Origin of the sequence: Sandarakinorhabdus rubra, from assembly GCF_010994245.1 — a bacterium.
GTDB lineage: Bacteria > Pseudomonadota > Alphaproteobacteria > Sphingomonadales > Sphingomonadaceae > Sandarakinorhabdus > Sandarakinorhabdus rubra.
Genome location: NZ_WMHO01000040.1, coordinates 1 through 15416 on the forward strand (window position 1 = coordinate 1; position 15416 = coordinate 15416).

The following is a 15416-nucleotide window of genomic DNA, read 5'->3' on the forward strand; positions in this document are numbered from 1 at the left end:
CGGGCCGGGGCGCGGCGTGCGGCTGGCTGGCGTCGGCCTGCTGGCGATGGCGGGGCTGGCCCTGCTGATCGGCAATGCGCGCATCCGTCCGGCCGATCTGGCCAGTGCCACGCTGGTGGTGGTGCAGCCCGGCATCGGGCAGGACGAACGCTATGATCCGGAAGCGGCCGAGCGGCATCTTGCCACCTATCTGGGCCTCACCCGCGAGGCACTGTCCCGCCCTCGCACGCTGGGCCGTGTGGCGCTGGCCGATGTGAGCATCGAAGATGTCGACCCCGGCGCACCACCGCCAATCGACTCGCCGCTGGGGCCGCTGGCCGGCCAGGTGACCGGCAAGATCGAAATGGGCATCGATCCTGGCCTCGCCACGCCCAACGCGCCCAGCCTGATGCCCGGCAGTCGGCCACAGAACGAGCCGGCAGCTGGCCTCGCTCCGACCGGGCGGGCACCGGTGCTGGTGCTGTGGCCGGAAGGCGCGATCGACGGCCTGCCGGAACGCGATCCGGCGCTGCTGACGCGGCTGGCCGCGCCGCTCGGCCGCGGCGACCTGCTGATCGCCGGCGGCACCGGCATTGGCAGCGGTGACACCCCCTATGCCAACAGCCTGTTCGTGATCAGCGAGAACGGGGGCGGACAGGGCGGCGGGCGCATCCTTGCCCGCTATGACAAGGCGCACCTGGTGCCGGGCGGCGAGTATCTGCCCTGGCGCGACGTGCTGGAGCCGTTGGGCCTGGCGCGGCTGGTGCCCGGTGATTTCGATTTTGCCCGCGGGCCCGGCCCGCGCACGCTGGCCCTGCCTGGCTTCCTGCCGGTGTCGCCAATGATCTGTTACGAGATCATCTTCCCCGGCGCCGTGGTGGACGGGCGGGCGCGGCCGGGCTGGATCGCCAACGTCTCCAACGATGCCTGGTATGGCCAGTGGGGACCGCCGCAGCATCTCGCCCAGGCCCGGCTGCGCGCCATCGAGGAAGGGCTAACGGTCGCGCGCGCCACACCCACCGGGGTGAGCGCCGTGATCGATGGCCATGGCCAGGTACTGGCCCGGCTGGAGGCCGGCACGGCCGGCGCGCTGGTGACCACGCTGCCGCCGCCGCTGCCGATCACGCCGTTCGCGCAAGGCGGGCATCTGGCCGTGATGCTGCTGGCGAGCGCGCTCCTGGGCCTGTCGCTGCTGCTGGGCCGGCGAGCAGCAACGGAACGACCGGTCGCCGGGACGTTGTGATATAAAGCTCCCGTTATATGGCTTGCCCCGGCCCGGCGCGCGCCGTAAAGGGCGGGGAAGCAGAAGCGAGGCGCGTGATGACCCGGAACGAGTTCCTGTTTACCTCCGAATCGGTGTCGGAGGGCCATCCCGACAAGGTGGCCGACCAGATTTCCGATGCTGTCGTCGATCTGTTCCTGGCCAAGGACCCGGAAGCCCGGGTGGCCTGTGAAACCCTGACGACCACCAACCGGGTGGTGCTGGCCGGCGAAGTGCGCGGGCGCGGGATGATCGACAGCGACGGCAATTGGGAGCCCGGCGCGCAGGAAGAGATCCAGCGCGCCGTGCGCGAGACGGTGCGGCGCATCGGCTATGAACAGGCCGGTTTCCACTGGCGGAACCTGACCTTCGAGAATTATCTGCACCCGCAATCGACCGACATCGCGCAGGGTGTCGATGCCAGCGGCAACAAGGACGAAGGTGCCGGCGACCAGGGCATCATGTTCGGCTATGCCACCGACGAGACGCCCGACTTCATGCCGGCAACCCTCTATTATGCGCACCGCATCCTGGCCCGCATGGCGGCCGACCGGCACAGCGGCGCCGCCCCCTTCCTGGAGCCGGACGCCAAGAGCCAGGTGACCCTGCGCTATGAGAAGGAAACCCCGGTGGCCGCCACCGCCATCGTGGTGTCGACGCAGCACAAGCCCGATTACTGCACGCCCTGGGCCAAGGACGGCGAGAGCGGCGGCGATGCGGCCAAATATGCGGAGCTGCGCACCTATGTGATGGGCGTGCTGAAGGACGTGCTGCCGGCCGGCTTCCTCAGCGACGAGACGGTGATCCACCTCAATCCGACCGGCAAGTTCGAGATCGGCGGGCCCGATGGCGATGCCGGCGTGACTGGCCGCAAGATCATCGTCGATACCTATGGCGGCGCGGCTCCGCACGGCGGCGGCGCCTTCAGCGGCAAGGATCCGACCAAGGTCGACCGGTCGGCTGCATATGTCTGCCGCTATCTGGCCAAGAACATCGTCGCCGCCGGGCTGGCGCGGCGCTGCACCATCCAGCTCAGCTATGCCATCGGCGTGGCGGCGCCGCTGTCGATCCATGTCGATCTGCACGGGACCGGCACGGTGGACGCCGCCGCCGTGGAAGCGGTGCTGGCCGATCCCGCCAAACTGGGCTTTGCGCTGACCCCGCGCGGCATCCGCGTGCAGCTTGGCCTCAACCGGCCGATCTACCAGCGCACCGCCGCCTATGGCCATTTCGGCCGCACGCCCGATGCCGAAGGCGGCTTCGGCTGGGAGCGGCTGGATCTTGTCGATCGGCTGCGCGCGGCGCTTTAATCCACGCCGTCGAGATATTCGACATCGGGGCGGCCGGCGAGGCAGGCGCCAAGGCCCGGGCCAGCAGCCTTGAAATGGGCGCTCTCGCCGTGCGCCTTTAGGGCATCGGCGTCGGCATAGACTTCCAGCACCTTGTAGGTGTTGGGATCGGCCTTCGAGCGGGTCAGCTGATAGCAGAGGTTGCCCGGCTCGCCCGCACGCACGGCCGCGGCGAGGGTGCGGAACACCGCCTCGAACTCGGCGGCCTTGCCGTCCTGGATCTTCAGTGTCGCGATCACGCCGATCATGCTGTGCGTCTCCTGTTGCTGGTAGTCAGGCTGGACCAGACGCAGCGCCGGCCCAACTGGCAAAATGATGGACGCACACCGCGCCACGCGGTAAATTTTCCGTTGCAGTCTCTTGGGGGGAGCGCGGGCAATGGCGACACGGGCGGCCGATAACGTTGATACCGGGCATGACTGGCTGGTGCTGCAGGCGCGCGTCACCGGCGTGATGGCGCTGATCTTCGCCGCTGCCTTTTCCTTCCACCTCGCCATGGGCCGCTCCACCTTCGCCGTGCCGGCGATCTGGCACATCCACGGCGTCATCTTCTTCGGCTGGGTGGGGCTTTCGCTGCTGCAGGCCGGGCTCGCCGCCAGCGGCCGACTGGCCTGGCACCGGCGGCTGGGCTGGCTGGGGCTGGTGTGGATCATCGCCATGGTGGCGGCCGGCACCGCAATCACCATGGCCGTGGCCCAGGCCGGCCGCACGCCGTTCTTTTTCCGGCCGCAGTATTTCATGATGCAGAACCCGCTGGGCCTGCTGGTCTTCGCCGGCCTCGCGCTGAGTGCCATAGCGCTGCGGCGGGACACCGGCTGGCACCGCCGGCTGCACCTGTGCGCGCTGGCCAGCATCATGGGCCCAGCCTTTGGCCGCCTGCTGCCGGCGCCCTTGCTGATCCCCTGGGCGATGGAAATCCTGACCCTGCCCGGGCTGTTGTTTCCGGCCTTCATGGCCTGGCGCGAACTGCGCGCCGGCCAGCCGCTGCACCCGGCCTGGCCGATCGGCATTGCGGCCCCGCTGGTGGCGCTGGCCGCAGGCTGGCTGATCGCCGCCGCGCCGCTGGGTGGTACGATTTATGCCGCCGTGGTGGCCGGCACGCCCGGCGAGGCGATTTCGGGCACCGACTTCGGGTCGCCACCGCCCGGCATGTGAGGCGCGTTCAGCTGTCCCTGGTATTCGGGGCGCCCGGCAGCGCACCGGGCAGGCTGCTGACCAGGGCCAGATCGGCCGCCGCATCCTCCTCCATCTTCTTGAGGCCCCGGCTGAACAGCAACCGGTCGGCGCCCTTGAAGGCAAAGCGCCAGATCAGGAAGCCATAGCTGCCCAGCAGGCCGAAGAAGCCGATGGTGAGCTGGATCGGTTCGGGCGTCCGCAGCACCACCATCCCCAATCCCAGGATGGGCAGCGCCGCGACCAGCAGTGACAGCCGCCAGCCGGCCACTGGATGGCCGAGTTGTTTCTGCAACAGCCGCGATTTGGCCACCGATTGCAGCAGCGCCGCGATCGCCAGCGCCAGCGCCGCCCCGACGCCGCCTCCTATCATGGCACCCAGCGGGCCCTCCATGGGCACCAGCCACAGTGACAGGCCGGCCTGCACGATGAGGCCGGTGACCGACCACATCAGGTTGCGCCCGCGCGCCACATAGATCAGCGCCCCTTCCGCCACCGCCGCCTGTGCCGCGAACAGCTCCACCGTCAGCAGCGCCACCAGCACCAGCACGCCGCCGGCAAAGGCCGGGCCGAAAAGGCCCATCGCCGCCTTGCCAACCAGCCCGAAGGCCAGGACGACGCCCAGCTGCACGGCCGCCACCCAGAAGCTGATCTGGCGGATGTGTGCCGCCACCTTGGCGAGGTTGTTGGCGGCGAGGTTGCGCGCCAGCACCGGACCCAGGATGGGATCGAAGCTGGACTTCAGGCGCTGCGGCAGCGAGGCGATCTGCTGGGCGACATAATAGATGCCCACGATCTCGGCCGAGGCGAAGCGGCCCAAGATGAAGATGTCGAGCCGGCGCGCGCCCCATTCCGCCAGATCGGCGCCGGCCAGTGGCACGTTGGTGCGAATCAGCCGCCAGATTCGCGCCGGTTCCGGCCACCAGTGGCGTGGGGGGCCAAACCGCCTCAACGCCGGCAGCAGCGCCGCAACGAACGCCGCCAGCATCGACAGCAGATAGGCGATCAGCATGCCATCGGGCTTCCAGGCGGTGAAGGCCAGCGCCAGCGCGGCGATCGACAGCACCCAGGGCTCGATGATCGAGCGGGCCCGCACCTGAGCGCCGATATCGTGATGGAAGGCCAGGCTGGCCAGCGCGATGTCGGCCAGCGCGATGAACGGGATGATCAGCGCGAACCAGCGGTCGAGGGGCTGCAACTGCGTGGACGGGAAGAGCAGTTCCGGGAAGGCTACCAGCACGGCGGCGCCCAGCAGCGAGGCGACCAGCGCGGCGCTGAGCGCATCGAACAGCGCCGCGGCCTCGGCATCGGGGCGCCGCGCCATGTCTTCGGCCAGGCCGCGCTTCAGGCCCAGCGTCGCCAGCATCGCCGCCAGTTCCACGATCATCGTCGCATAGGCAAAACGGCCCAGCGCCTCGGCGCCATAGAGCCGCCCGGCAATGAACAGGAACGGAAAGCGCGCCGCCAGCCGCAGCAGATAGCCGAAGAAGCTGGTGCGCCCGCCCTTGGCCAGAGCGGCGGTTTCCGCCGCGTCGGGGGACGGCAGCCTATCCAACATGCACCCGGCGGTAGCGGCCGTGCAGATAGAGCAAGGGCTCACGGCTCTTGTCGAGCGCCAGGCGGGTGACGCGGCCGACAACGATACGGTGGTCCCCACCGTCGTGATCGGCGTGCAGGGCGCAGACGAACACCGCCTTGGCGCCGGCCAGCACCGGCACCCCATCCCATTCGCGCCATTCGTGGCTGGCGAAACGATCGATGCCGCGGCGGGTGAAACGATCGGCCACCGGCTGGCCGTCGAGATCGAGGATGTTGATGGCAAAGCGCCCGGTCTCGCGCAGCACCGGCAGCGCGGAGGCGCCGGTGGCCGGGCAGAACAGCAGCAGCGGCGGATCGAGGCTGACCGAAGTGAAGCTGTTGGCCGTGAGGCCGACGCGCTGGCCGTCGGCGGACTGGCTGGTGACCACGGTGACACCGGTGGCAAAGCAGCCAAAGGCATCGCGCAGCAGGCGCGGATCGAACGGCGCGTCGAGCGGCTGGCCGGCGGCAGCCAACCCGGCAGCGGGGGCAGGAACTGGGGCGATCGTCATCGCATGTCCCCTATCGCAATTGCCCGGGCGGTCAATGTGGCCGGTGGTCCGTCATTCGCCGGTCAGCGCCCGGCACGCGCAGGGTTGCCGAGCCGACGTCCGCCCTAATCGGAAAGAAATGGCGCATGATATGCTATATCTTTCCGGCTTCTCGCCCCGAAAACTCCTGATATAGTGGGACAAGATCGTGAAAGCGCGGAAAGTGTAAAATGCGGATCGGGCTTCTGCATGCCGATTCTGGCGAGGCGAGCCGTCTGGCGCAGACATTGGCGCAGGCGGGATACAGCCCGATTCCATTTGATTCCGGCCAGACACTGGAACAGGCCGTTCGCCAGCAGGGCCTTGATCTGCTGCTGATGCGCTGGGACGGCCATGTGTTGTCCGGCGTGGCGCTGGCGCATCGCGTTCGCCAGCAACTGGCGACACCGCCTGGCGTGATCCTGCTGGTGGATGACGGGGCGCCCGGCGGCATCGGCGAGATTGGCGATGCCGCCCTCCCCGATCCCTGCCGGGAAGGCGATCTGATCGGTTGCATCGAGGCGCTGGCCGCCCAGCGCGGGCTGGGCCGCGAGAGCGCGTCGGCGTCGGGCATGCTGCGTTTCGACGATGGCGCAGCCGTGGTCGAGGTGGGCGGCATGCCGGTGCAGCTCACCGCCAAGGAATTTGCACTGGCCCAGCTGCTGCTGCGCCGCATTGGCCAACCGCTGTCCCGCGACGAGATCATGACCAGCGTTTGGGGCCGCCGCGAGCAGCCGGGCAGCCGTACACTCGATGCCCATATCGCGCAGGTGCGCAAGCGGCTGCTGCTGCGCCCCGAACATGGCTGGCGGCTGAGCAGCGTCTACGGCTACGGATATCGGCTCGACCGGATCGAGCCCCAGGTTGACGCCGAGGTTACAGGGCAAGCTGCCTGAGCCAGGCCCTGACCGCGGGGCCGACATCGTCGCGCTCCAGGGCCAGCGCGACATTCGCCATCACGTGCCCGGCCTTGTCCCCGCAATCAAAGCGCGTGCCAGTGAAGGTGAGCGCGTGGAAGGGCTGCACGCCGATCATCTCGGCCATCGCGTCGGTCAGCTGGATTTCGCCGCCAGCGCCGCGCTTGCCGGCGGCCAGCACGTCCATCACCTCGGGCTGCAATATGTAGCGGCCGATGGCGGCCAGCCGCGAGGGCGCGGTGCCCGGCGCCGGCTTCTCCACCAGCCCCCTGACCTCGGTGACCAGGCCGTCGGCAACACCAGGATCCACGATGCCATAGCGGTGCGTGTGCTCGGCCGGCACCTCCAGCACGGAGATGACATTGCCGCCCAGCCGTTCATAGGCGTCGCGCATTTCCTTGAGCGGCGGGTTGGCGGGATTCCACAGGAGTTCGTCGGGCAGCAGCACGGCAAAGGCTTCGCGGCCCACCACGTGGCGGGCGCACCACACGGCATGGCCCAGCCCGGCCGGATCCTGCTGGCGCACATAGACCATGCGGCCCGGCTCGATCTGGGTGGCTTCGAGTGCGGCCAGCTCTGCGGTCTTGCCCTTGGCCTTCAGGCTGTCGACCAGCTCGCGGGCGATGTCGAAATAATCCTCGAGCGCGCCCTTGCCGCGCGCCGTCACGAACACCAGCCGCTCGATGCCGGCGGCCAGCGCTTCGTCAACGGCATATTGCAGCAGCGGCCTGTCGACCACCGGCAGCATTTCCTTGGGCATGGCCTTGGTGGCCGGCAGGAAACGCGTGCCCTGCCCGCCCACCGGGAACACGGCTGTCTTCACTGGCTTGATCGACATGGATTTTCCCCGAACTGGCGCGCTTACAGCGTGACCCCCTACAGTGGGTCAAGCAAAGTTTCGATGAACGGCGAATGATCAGCCAGTTCAGGCGGGCCGTGCGCCGCGCAGCAGCCGGCCGGGCAGAGCGCCGGTGGCCTCGCCATCGCGATAGGTGACCGCGCCAGCGACGATGGTGGCACGGATGCCGGCAGCCGCCTGCATCAGCCGGCGGCCACCGGCGGGCAGATCGTGGCGCACCGTGGGCGGCATCAGCCGCAACCGGGCGGCATCGATGAGATTGAGATCGGCCCGGAAGCCCGGCGCGATCAGGCCGCGATCGGCCAGGCCCACGGCCAGCGCGGTGTCACGGGCCTGGCGCCTGATCACCTGCTCAATCTGCAGCCGCGCGCCCACCCGGTCGCGCACCCAGTGGGTGAGCAGCGTGGTCGGGAAGCTGCCGTCGCAGATCATGCCAACATGGGCGCCGCCGTCCGACAGGCCGGGCACGGTGTCGGGGTGGGTGAGCATGGCGTGCACGGCATCGAGGTCACCATCGGCATAGTTGAGAAACGGCACATAGATCATGCCTGCGCCGTCGTTCGCACACAGCCATTCGGCAGCCACCACCTCATAGGGCACGCCGCGCCGCATTGCCTGCGCGGCGAGGCTGGTTTCAGGCAACGGCTCATAATTGGGCGGGTCGCCCAGCTGATACATGTCGCCCCAGCGGTGCAGCAGCGCCGTGCCCAGCGCGTTTCCCTTGGGCGGCGGGTTGGCGATGAGCCGGGCGACAAAGGCGGGATCGGCAAGCAGTCGAGCCTGGTCGGCCACGCTCGCCGCCTTCGGCCAATCGGGATGCAGGCTGAAGGGATTGAGCGTCAGATCAAGGCCGAGCAGCACGCCCACAGGACGCGCCGCCACCTGCGCCTTCATCGGCAGGCCATCGGCCGTTGCCTGTTCCAGCAGGTCGAGCAGCCGACGCCAGCCGCGCGGTGCCACCGGCGATTGCGCCAGGCTAAAGCTCAGGGGCCGGCCGGAGGCTTCGCACAGCCGGCGCATCAAGCCAAACTCGGCATCAGGATCGGCAAAATCGGAGACGAACTGCAGCACGCCCTTGCCGGCCCGGCCAAGCGCCAGCGCGATGCCCATCAGCTCGTCTTCGGCGGCCGTCAGCGTCGGCGTTGGCTGGCCATCTGAGGTGCGGTGATTGAGCGTGCGCGAAGTGGAAAAGCCGATGGCGCCGGCGTGCATGGCGGCCTCGGCGATGGCCGCCATCTGGGCGATATCTTCGGCGGTCGCCGGCTCGCGGTTGGCGCCGCGTTCCCCCATCACGAACACGCGCAAGGCGGCGTGCGGCAGCATCAGGCCGATATCGGCGTCGAAGGCACGCGGCTCCAGGCTGGCGAGATACTCGCCGAAACTCTCCCAGGTCCACGGTAGCCCGGCCTTCAGCACCGGGAACGGCAGATCCTCGACGCCTTCCATCAGGCGGATCAGCCGATCATGGTCGGCCGGGCGACAGGGGGCAAAGCCCACGCCACAGTTTCCGGAAACGACCGTGGTGACGCCGTGCAGCGTGGACGGCTGCAACCTGCTCTCCCATGTCGCCTGGCCATCATAATGGGTGTGGATGTCGACAAGGCCGGGCGTGACGAGCAGGCCGCGCGCCTCCATCTCTTCCGCGCCGCGGGCCAGATCGGGGCCGACGGCAGCGATGCGGCCATCCTTGACCGCCACATCGGCTTCGAACGCCGCGCCGCCGCTGCCATCGATGATGGTGCCCTGGCGGATGACCAGATCGAAGACGTCGCTCATGGGGGCAGCGTCTCCCACACGCGCATTGCCGTCAAGCAATCGGAAAGCGCAGCAGCCGCTCCCCCTCCACCACCAGCGCCGTCGCCGGCCCGGCCAGCGCCTGCTGCAAGGCCGGGTCGGCGATATCGAGACCGCCCGTAAAGGCGCCATAGGCCGGCAGGATCAGCTTGGTGGGGCCATGAGCAAAGCAGCGCCGGGCGAGGTGGCGGCCGCGGTGGCGGATCACCAGCTTGGGATGGAAATGCCCCGAAAGCTCTGGCGTCGCGTCGGCCGGATCGGCCTCGTGCCGCAGCACCAGTGGGCCGAGGCGGCCTTGTGCCATCACCCGCCCGCCCAGCACGGCCGCCGCAGCCTCGTCATGGTTGCCGGTGATCCACCACCAGTCGAGGCTGCGGGTCATCGTCATCAATGTGCGACGGGTCTCGTCCGCCAGCCGGCCAGGGCCGGCCTCGTCATGAAAGGAATCGCCGAGGCAGACCAGCCGCTGCGCCCCGGTCATTTCCACCGCGCTGATCAGAGAATCGAGCGTCTCGGCGGTTGCCTGCGGTGGCAGAAGCCAGCCCCTGGCGGCAAAATGGCTGGCCTTCTCGAAGTGCAGGTCCGCCACGAACAGCGTCGCTTCGGCCGGCCACCACAGGGCCCCGCAGGCCAGCGGCTGGAAGGATTCGCCTGCGAACGAAAAGGAAACAGACATGGTGTTGCGTTAGGCTGGCGCGGGCCTGAAGGTCAATCCACCCGCATCGCTTCGGCAATCAGCGCCTCGGCCTCGGCGAGCAGCGCCGAATCCGCCGCCTCGCCCACCCGTTCGCGCCCGATGGTGAGCAGCGAGGGCACCGCCAGCGGCGAGACGTGGGGCAAGCGCACATGCGTCATGGCCCCGTGCGCCTGTTCCAGCAGGTCGGCCAGCCGCGCGATGTCGGTCAGCTTGCCGCGCGCATCGGTCCAGGCCGCCGCCAGCAACAGGTGATCGGGTTGGTGCTTCCGCAGAACGTCGTAGATGAGATCGGCCGACACGCTCATCGCCTTGCCGCTTTTCACCACGCCGGGCTGGGTGCGCTCGATCAGGCCGCCGATGATCGCCACTTCGCGAAAGGCGCGGCGCAGGAAAGGCGAAGCAGCCAGCCATTCGGCCAGTTCGTCCTCCAGCACGGCGGGATCGAACAGGGGCCGCGGATCATCCACCGGGTCGAGGCTCCAGCAAGCCATGGCATAATCGGAGGCGACGAACCCCAGCGGCTTCAACCCGGCACGCTCCATGCGCTGTGTCACCAGCATGCCGAGCGTCTGGTGCGCCGGGTGGCCAGCAAAGCCATAGGCCACCATGTACCAGCGGCCATCGCGCTCGAAGCTTTCCACCAGCACATCATCCAGCCCCGGCAGGCGGGAAATGCGCGCCTGGATGGCCAGCCATTCGCGCACGTCGGGCGGCATCCGGGCCCAGCGGTCGCGGGCGTTCATCAGGCCGCGCACGCGCTGCGCCAGCCGGGTGGTCATCGGCATGCGCCCGCCGGCATAGACCGGCACCTTCGGGCTGCCGCGCCCGAGCCGCACATGGATGTCGGCGCCATCGAAGCCGGTCACCTCCAGCACCTGGCCGGCGAACATGAAACTGTCCCCCACCCGAAGCTGCCCGGCGAAATATTCCTCCACCTGCCCCAGCCGGCGGCCGTGGTGGCGGGACTTGCCGCTGCCGAACACGACGTTCATCGCCACCGCCTCGACGATGGTGCCGCTGTTCATCCGCCATTGCCGGGCGGTCTGGGCGCTGCGCAGCCTGAGCGTGCCGTCGGGCAGGGTCACCAGCCGCTGGTAGCGTTCATAGGCCTTCAGCGCGTAGCCGCCGGTCGCGGCATAATCGAGCACCCGGTCGAACGCCTCGCGGGTGAGGCCGGCATAGGGCGCGGCGCTCTTCACCTCATCATAAAGGGCATCGGGATGCACCGGGGCCGATGCCACCATGCCCACCACATGCTGGGCCAGCACGTCGAGCGCGCCGGGGCGGAAGCCATCAGGGTCCAGCTCACCGGCCGCCACGGCATCGCGGGCGGCCAGCGCCTCCAGATATTCGAAGCGGTTGCCCGGCACGATCAGGCAGCGGCTGGCCTCGTCCATGCGGTGGTTGGCGCGGCCGGTGCGCTGGAGCAGGCGGCTGGCCCCCTTGGGCGCGCCCATCTGGATGACGAGATCAACGTCGCCCCAATCCAACCCGAGATCGAGGCTGGCCGTCGCCACGATCGCCCGCAGGCGCCCGGCCGCCATCGCCGCTTCGACCTTGCGGCGCGCCTCGGGCGCCAGGCTGCCATGGTGGATGCCGATCGGCAGCGCCTGGTCATTCTCTGCCCACAGGTCGCGGAAGACGAGTTCGGCCACCGCACGGGTGTTGACGAAGACGATGGCGAGCCGTGCCGCCTCGATCCGGCGCATCACGGCGCGCGCCGCCCAGCGCCCGTTGTGGCCGCCCCAGGGAATGCGATCATCGATGACGAGGATATCTATATCGGGATCGGCGCCCGCCTTCGCCGTCACGATCTCCACCTCGCCGGCATCGGCATCGGGGGCCAGCCAGCCCGCCCAGCTTTCCGGATCGGCGATGGTGGCCGACAGGCCGACGCGCTGCATCTGCGGGGCCAGCCGCTGCAACCGCGCGAGGCACAGGGAGAGCTGGTCGCCGCGCTTGGTGGTACCAAAGGCGTGGATCTCGTCGACGATGACGCGCTTGACGCCGGCCATCATGGCGGCACTTTCCGGCGCCGAGAGCAGGATGGCGAGGCTTTCGGGCGTGGTCAGCAATATCTGCGGCGGTCGCGCTTTCTGCCGCGCCTTGCGGTCGGACGGGGTGTCGCCGGTGCGGGTTTCCACCGAGATGTCGAGACCCATCTCCGACACGGGCGTGATGAGGTTCCTTTGCACATCGACCGCCAGCGCCTTCAGCGGCGAGATGTAGAGCGTGTGCAGGCCTTCGGCAGGGCTGCCGGCAAGCTCCGCCAGCGTGGGCAGGAAGCCGGCCAGCGTCTTGCCAGCCCCGGTCGGCGCCGTGAGCAGCGCATGGCGGCCGCGCCGCGCCGCATCCAGGATCGCCAGCTGGTGATCGCGCACCTGCCAGCCGCGCTGCGCGAACCAGTTGGCGATGGCGGGGGGCAGGGTCACCCGGCGCTGGTGCCCCGGTGGCGCAGCGCGCGTCAACAGGGCCCGAGGCGCTTGCCCAGCGTCCGCGACACCGACTGCACCGCACCGCCGCTCATCTTCGAGCGAATGTCATAGGCGGTCGGGCCATAGCTGCCGGCAATGGCGATCACCTGCGGGGTGGGGGTGCCGGCCTTGCACTCCATCACCGCGCTGATGCGCCCGGCCGCGGCGCTGAAGCTGCGATAGCGACAGGCGCCGTTGCTTTTCGCGATCACGTCGCGCGGGCCGGCGGCAGCGTCCTTCGGCGTGATGCAGATGGTGGTGTTGATCGGCTTGCCCATCATGCGCCGCGCCATCTCGGGCGGCATGTTGGGGATGGTCATCGATTGCACCATGGTCGTCGTCTGCCATTTGCCCGGCGTCACCGGCGATTCGGCAGCATGGACGGTGCCGGACACCCCGGCCACCAGCATCAGAACGGCGCGCATTGTCACTCCCCCACGATACGGGCCACGCCAGCTTTACACGGCTGCCGGGCAATGCAAGGCCATGTCGCATGGTCGCCGCGCCCGACTGGATTCTGCCGCAGCCGCACGGGCTCTATCTGCCCGGTATCGACACGTGGATCGACCCCAGCCGCGCCGTGGACCGCGCCATCATCACCCATGGCCATGCCGATCACGCCCGCGCCGGGCATGGCAAGGTGCTGACGACCGCCGCAACGCTGGCCATCATGGCGCAGCGTTTCGGCGCGCAACCCGGCGGGCAGGCATTGGCCTATGGCGAACGGTTGGCGCTGGGCGATGGCCTCACGCTGATGCTACTGCCGGCCGGCCATGTCCTGGGCTCTGCGCAGCTGGTGCTCGAAAAGGCCGGCACGCGGCTGATCGTGTCGGGCGACTACAAGCGCCGCGCCGACCCGACAGCGACGCCGTTCGAACCGCTCACCTGCGACATCTTCATCACCGAGGCCACGTTTGGCCTGCCGGTGTTCCGCCACCCCGACACGGCTGCGGAGGTGGCCAAGCTGCTGGCCGCGCTGGCCGCCAACCCGGATCGCTGCATCGCGGTGGGCGCCTATGCGCTGGGCAAGGCGCAGCGGGTGATCGCCGAACTGCGGCTCGCCGGCCATGATGCGCCCATCTATCTGCACGGCGCGATGGTGGCGCTGTGCGAACTCTATCATGCGCACGGCATCGATCTGGGAGACGTGCGTCCCGTCGGCACGCTGAAGGGCGACGCGCTGAAGGGCCACATCATCATCGCGCCGCCCTCGGCGCTCAATGACCGCTGGAGCCGGCGGCTGCCCGATCCGGTGACGGCGATGGCCAGCGGCTGGATGCGGGTGCGCCAGCGCGCCGTGCAGCGCGGGGTGGAGCTGCCGCTGATCATTTCCGACCATGCCGACTGGGACGAGCTGACCGCCACCATCACCGAGCTCGACCCGCAAGAGGTGTGGGTGACGCACGGCCGCGAGGAGGCGCTGGTGCACTGGTGCGGCCTCCACCAGCGCCGGGCGCGGGCGCTGGCGCTGGTGGGGCGGGAGGAGGAGGGGGATTGAACGCAGGCAGCGGCCCTGCCATGGCCGGCAGCGGATGTTCGCCGCCCTTCGCCCCCTGCTCTTCGCGCTCGATCCGGAAGCCGCGCACAATCTGACGCTCGCCGCGCTGAAGACGGGGCTTGTCCCCACTGCCCCGGCAGATGATCCCATCCTCGCGACCAATCTCGCAGGTCTGAAGCTGCCCAACCCGATTGGCCTTGCCGCCGGCTTCGACAAGGATGCCGAGGTGCCCGATGCCATGCTGCGCCTGGGCTTCGGCTTCGTGGAGTGCGGCAGCGTCACCCCTCGCCCGCAGCCGGGCAATCCGAAACCGCGCCTGTTCCGGCTGGTGGAGGACGCGGCCGTGATCAACCGCTTCGGCTTCAATTCGCGCGGGATCGAATATGCCCACGCCCGCCTCTCTGCACGGCAGGGCAAGGCCGGCATCGTCGGCATCAACCTCGGCGCCAACAAGGACAGCGAGGATCGCACCGGCGATTATGTGACGGGCTTGCGCGCGCTGGCGCCGCTGGCGTCCTATGTCACAGTCAACATCTCCTCCCCCAACACGCCGGGGCTGCGCGCCCTGCAGGATGGCGCGGCGCTGGCCGAGCTGATCGCCAGGGTGATGGCGGCACGCGGGCGGCTCGACGTTCCGCTCTTCATCAAGGTGGCGCCCGATCAGGGCGAGGATGACTGGGCGACCATCGCGCGCGCCTGCATCGATGGCGGCGTCGATGGCCTGATCGTTTCCAACACCACCGTCTCGCGGCCGGCGCTGGCCAGCCGCCATGCGCACGAAGCCGGCGGCCTGTCGGGCAAACCGCTGAAGCCGCTGGCGCTGGCGGCGCTGCAACGGTTTCGTGCCGAAACCGGCGGGGCTTTGCCGCTGATTGCCGTGGGCGGCATCGCTTCGGGCCAGGATGCGTATGACCGCATCCGCGCCGGGGCCAGCGCGGTGCAGCTCTATTCGGCGCTGGTCTATGAAGGGCCGGGCCTTGTCAGCCGCATCAAGGCCGAACTCGCGGCCCTGCTGCGCCGCGACGGCTTTGCCAGCGTTGGCGAGGCCGCCCAGCGCCCAGTTTAGCCACTTCTCACACGCGCAAATCGGCTTAAGGTGCCCTCCCCATGATGACCCGCAACGCCCCCCGCTCGCTTGTTCTTGCCGCTGCCCTGCTGGCCAGCAGTGCCATCGCCCAGCCGATCCCGAAGGATGCCGATTCGGGCCCGGTGCAGGCCGCGGCCAGCGCCGGGGCCGGGCCGTTCCGCGCCGTCGTCTCCGCCGCCAATCCGAGGGAAAGAGAAGAAGGAGGCGACAGCAGGAAGAG

At 69.2% G+C, this 15416-nt stretch carries 15 protein-coding genes; 7 read left to right on the forward strand and 8 right to left on the reverse strand.

Annotated elements, in window-relative coordinates:
* Together lnt and metK are read left to right on the forward strand one after the other, a co-directional pair.
* Positions 1-1222: apolipoprotein N-acyltransferase (lnt, locus tag GJV64_RS04150; RefSeq protein ID WP_164156019.1), on the forward strand; the 1222-nt coding region annotated here is incomplete at its 5' end.
* Between the two features lie 77 nt (positions 1223-1299).
* Entirely contained in the window at positions 1300-2550 is a 1251-nt protein-coding gene (metK, locus tag GJV64_RS04155; protein WP_164156020.1) for a methionine adenosyltransferase, read from the forward strand.
* Here the strand turns inward: metK and GJV64_RS04160 are convergent.
* Positions 2547-2837, reverse strand: a complete 291-nt coding sequence (locus GJV64_RS04160) for a putative quinol monooxygenase (protein ID WP_164156021.1) — start codon at positions 2835-2837, stop codon at positions 2547-2549. The genes metK and GJV64_RS04160 overlap by 4 nt on opposite strands.
* A 130-nt stretch (positions 2838-2967) precedes the next feature.
* Here GJV64_RS04160 and GJV64_RS04165 point away from each other — a divergent pair, with 130 nt between their 5' ends.
* Positions 2968-3744 carry a hypothetical protein gene (locus GJV64_RS04165; protein ID WP_164156022.1) on the forward strand — a complete coding sequence of 259 codons (777 nt, stop codon included), beginning with the start codon at positions 2968-2970 and terminating at the stop codon, positions 3742-3744.
* 7 nt (positions 3745-3751) lie between these two features.
* Here GJV64_RS04165 and GJV64_RS04170 read toward each other — a convergent pair whose 3' ends face one another.
* Positions 3752-5320: a lipopolysaccharide biosynthesis protein gene (locus GJV64_RS04170; protein WP_164156023.1), complete on the reverse strand. Its 1569-nt coding sequence runs from the start codon at positions 5318-5320 to the stop codon at positions 3752-3754.
* Positions 5310-5852 carry a flavin reductase family protein gene (locus GJV64_RS04175; protein WP_164156024.1) on the reverse strand — a complete coding sequence of 181 codons (543 nt, stop codon included), beginning with the start codon at positions 5850-5852 and terminating at the stop codon, positions 5310-5312. Before GJV64_RS04175 ends, GJV64_RS04170 begins: the two co-directional genes overlap by 11 nt.
* A 209-nt stretch (positions 5853-6061) precedes the next feature.
* Here GJV64_RS04175 and GJV64_RS04180 point away from each other — a divergent pair, with 209 nt between their 5' ends.
* A complete protein-coding gene (locus GJV64_RS04180) occupies positions 6062-6766 on the forward strand; it encodes a response regulator transcription factor (RefSeq protein WP_164156025.1) in 705 nt (234 codons plus the stop codon).
* Here the strand turns inward: GJV64_RS04180 and GJV64_RS04185 are convergent.
* From GJV64_RS04185 to GJV64_RS04205, 5 genes are all read right to left on the reverse strand, one after another.
* Positions 6747-7619 (reverse strand): UTP--glucose-1-phosphate uridylyltransferase, encoded by an 873-nt coding sequence (locus GJV64_RS04185; protein ID WP_164156032.1) that lies wholly within the window; start codon positions 7617-7619, stop codon positions 6747-6749. The two genes, GJV64_RS04180 and GJV64_RS04185, sit on opposite strands and share 20 nt — an antisense overlap.
* A gap of 93 nt (positions 7620-7712) precedes the next feature.
* Positions 7713-9422, reverse strand: coding sequence for an N-acyl-D-amino-acid deacylase family protein (locus tag GJV64_RS04190; protein WP_164156026.1), 1710 nt, complete (start codon positions 9420-9422; stop codon positions 7713-7715).
* Positions 9423-9453: 31 nt separating this feature from the next.
* Positions 9454-10116, reverse strand: coding sequence for a ligase-associated DNA damage response endonuclease PdeM (gene pdeM, locus GJV64_RS04195; RefSeq protein WP_164156027.1), 663 nt, complete (start codon positions 10114-10116; stop codon positions 9454-9456).
* 32 nt (positions 10117-10148) lie between these two features.
* Positions 10149-12569 carry a ligase-associated DNA damage response DEXH box helicase gene (locus tag GJV64_RS04200; protein ID WP_164156028.1) on the reverse strand — a complete coding sequence of 807 codons (2421 nt, stop codon included), beginning with the start codon at positions 12567-12569 and terminating at the stop codon, positions 10149-10151.
* 32 nt (positions 12570-12601) lie between these two features.
* Positions 12602-13036, reverse strand: coding sequence for a DUF3617 domain-containing protein (locus GJV64_RS04205; protein ID WP_164156029.1), 435 nt, complete (start codon positions 13034-13036; stop codon positions 12602-12604).
* Between the two features lie 68 nt (positions 13037-13104).
* Between GJV64_RS04205 and GJV64_RS04210 the strand changes: the two genes are divergently transcribed.
* The 3 genes from GJV64_RS04210 to GJV64_RS04220 form a co-directional block, all read left to right on the forward strand.
* On the forward strand, positions 13105-14109 hold the full coding sequence (locus tag GJV64_RS04210) for a ligase-associated DNA damage response exonuclease (protein WP_164156030.1): 1005 nt from the start codon (positions 13105-13107) through the stop codon (positions 14107-14109).
* Between the two features lie 34 nt (positions 14110-14143).
* Entirely contained in the window at positions 14144-15175 is a 1032-nt protein-coding gene (locus GJV64_RS04215) for a quinone-dependent dihydroorotate dehydrogenase (protein ID WP_164156031.1), read from the forward strand.
* 41 nt (positions 15176-15216) lie between these two features.
* The coding region (locus GJV64_RS04220) for a hypothetical protein (protein ID WP_205599523.1) at positions 15217-15416 on the forward strand (200 nt) is incomplete at its 3' end.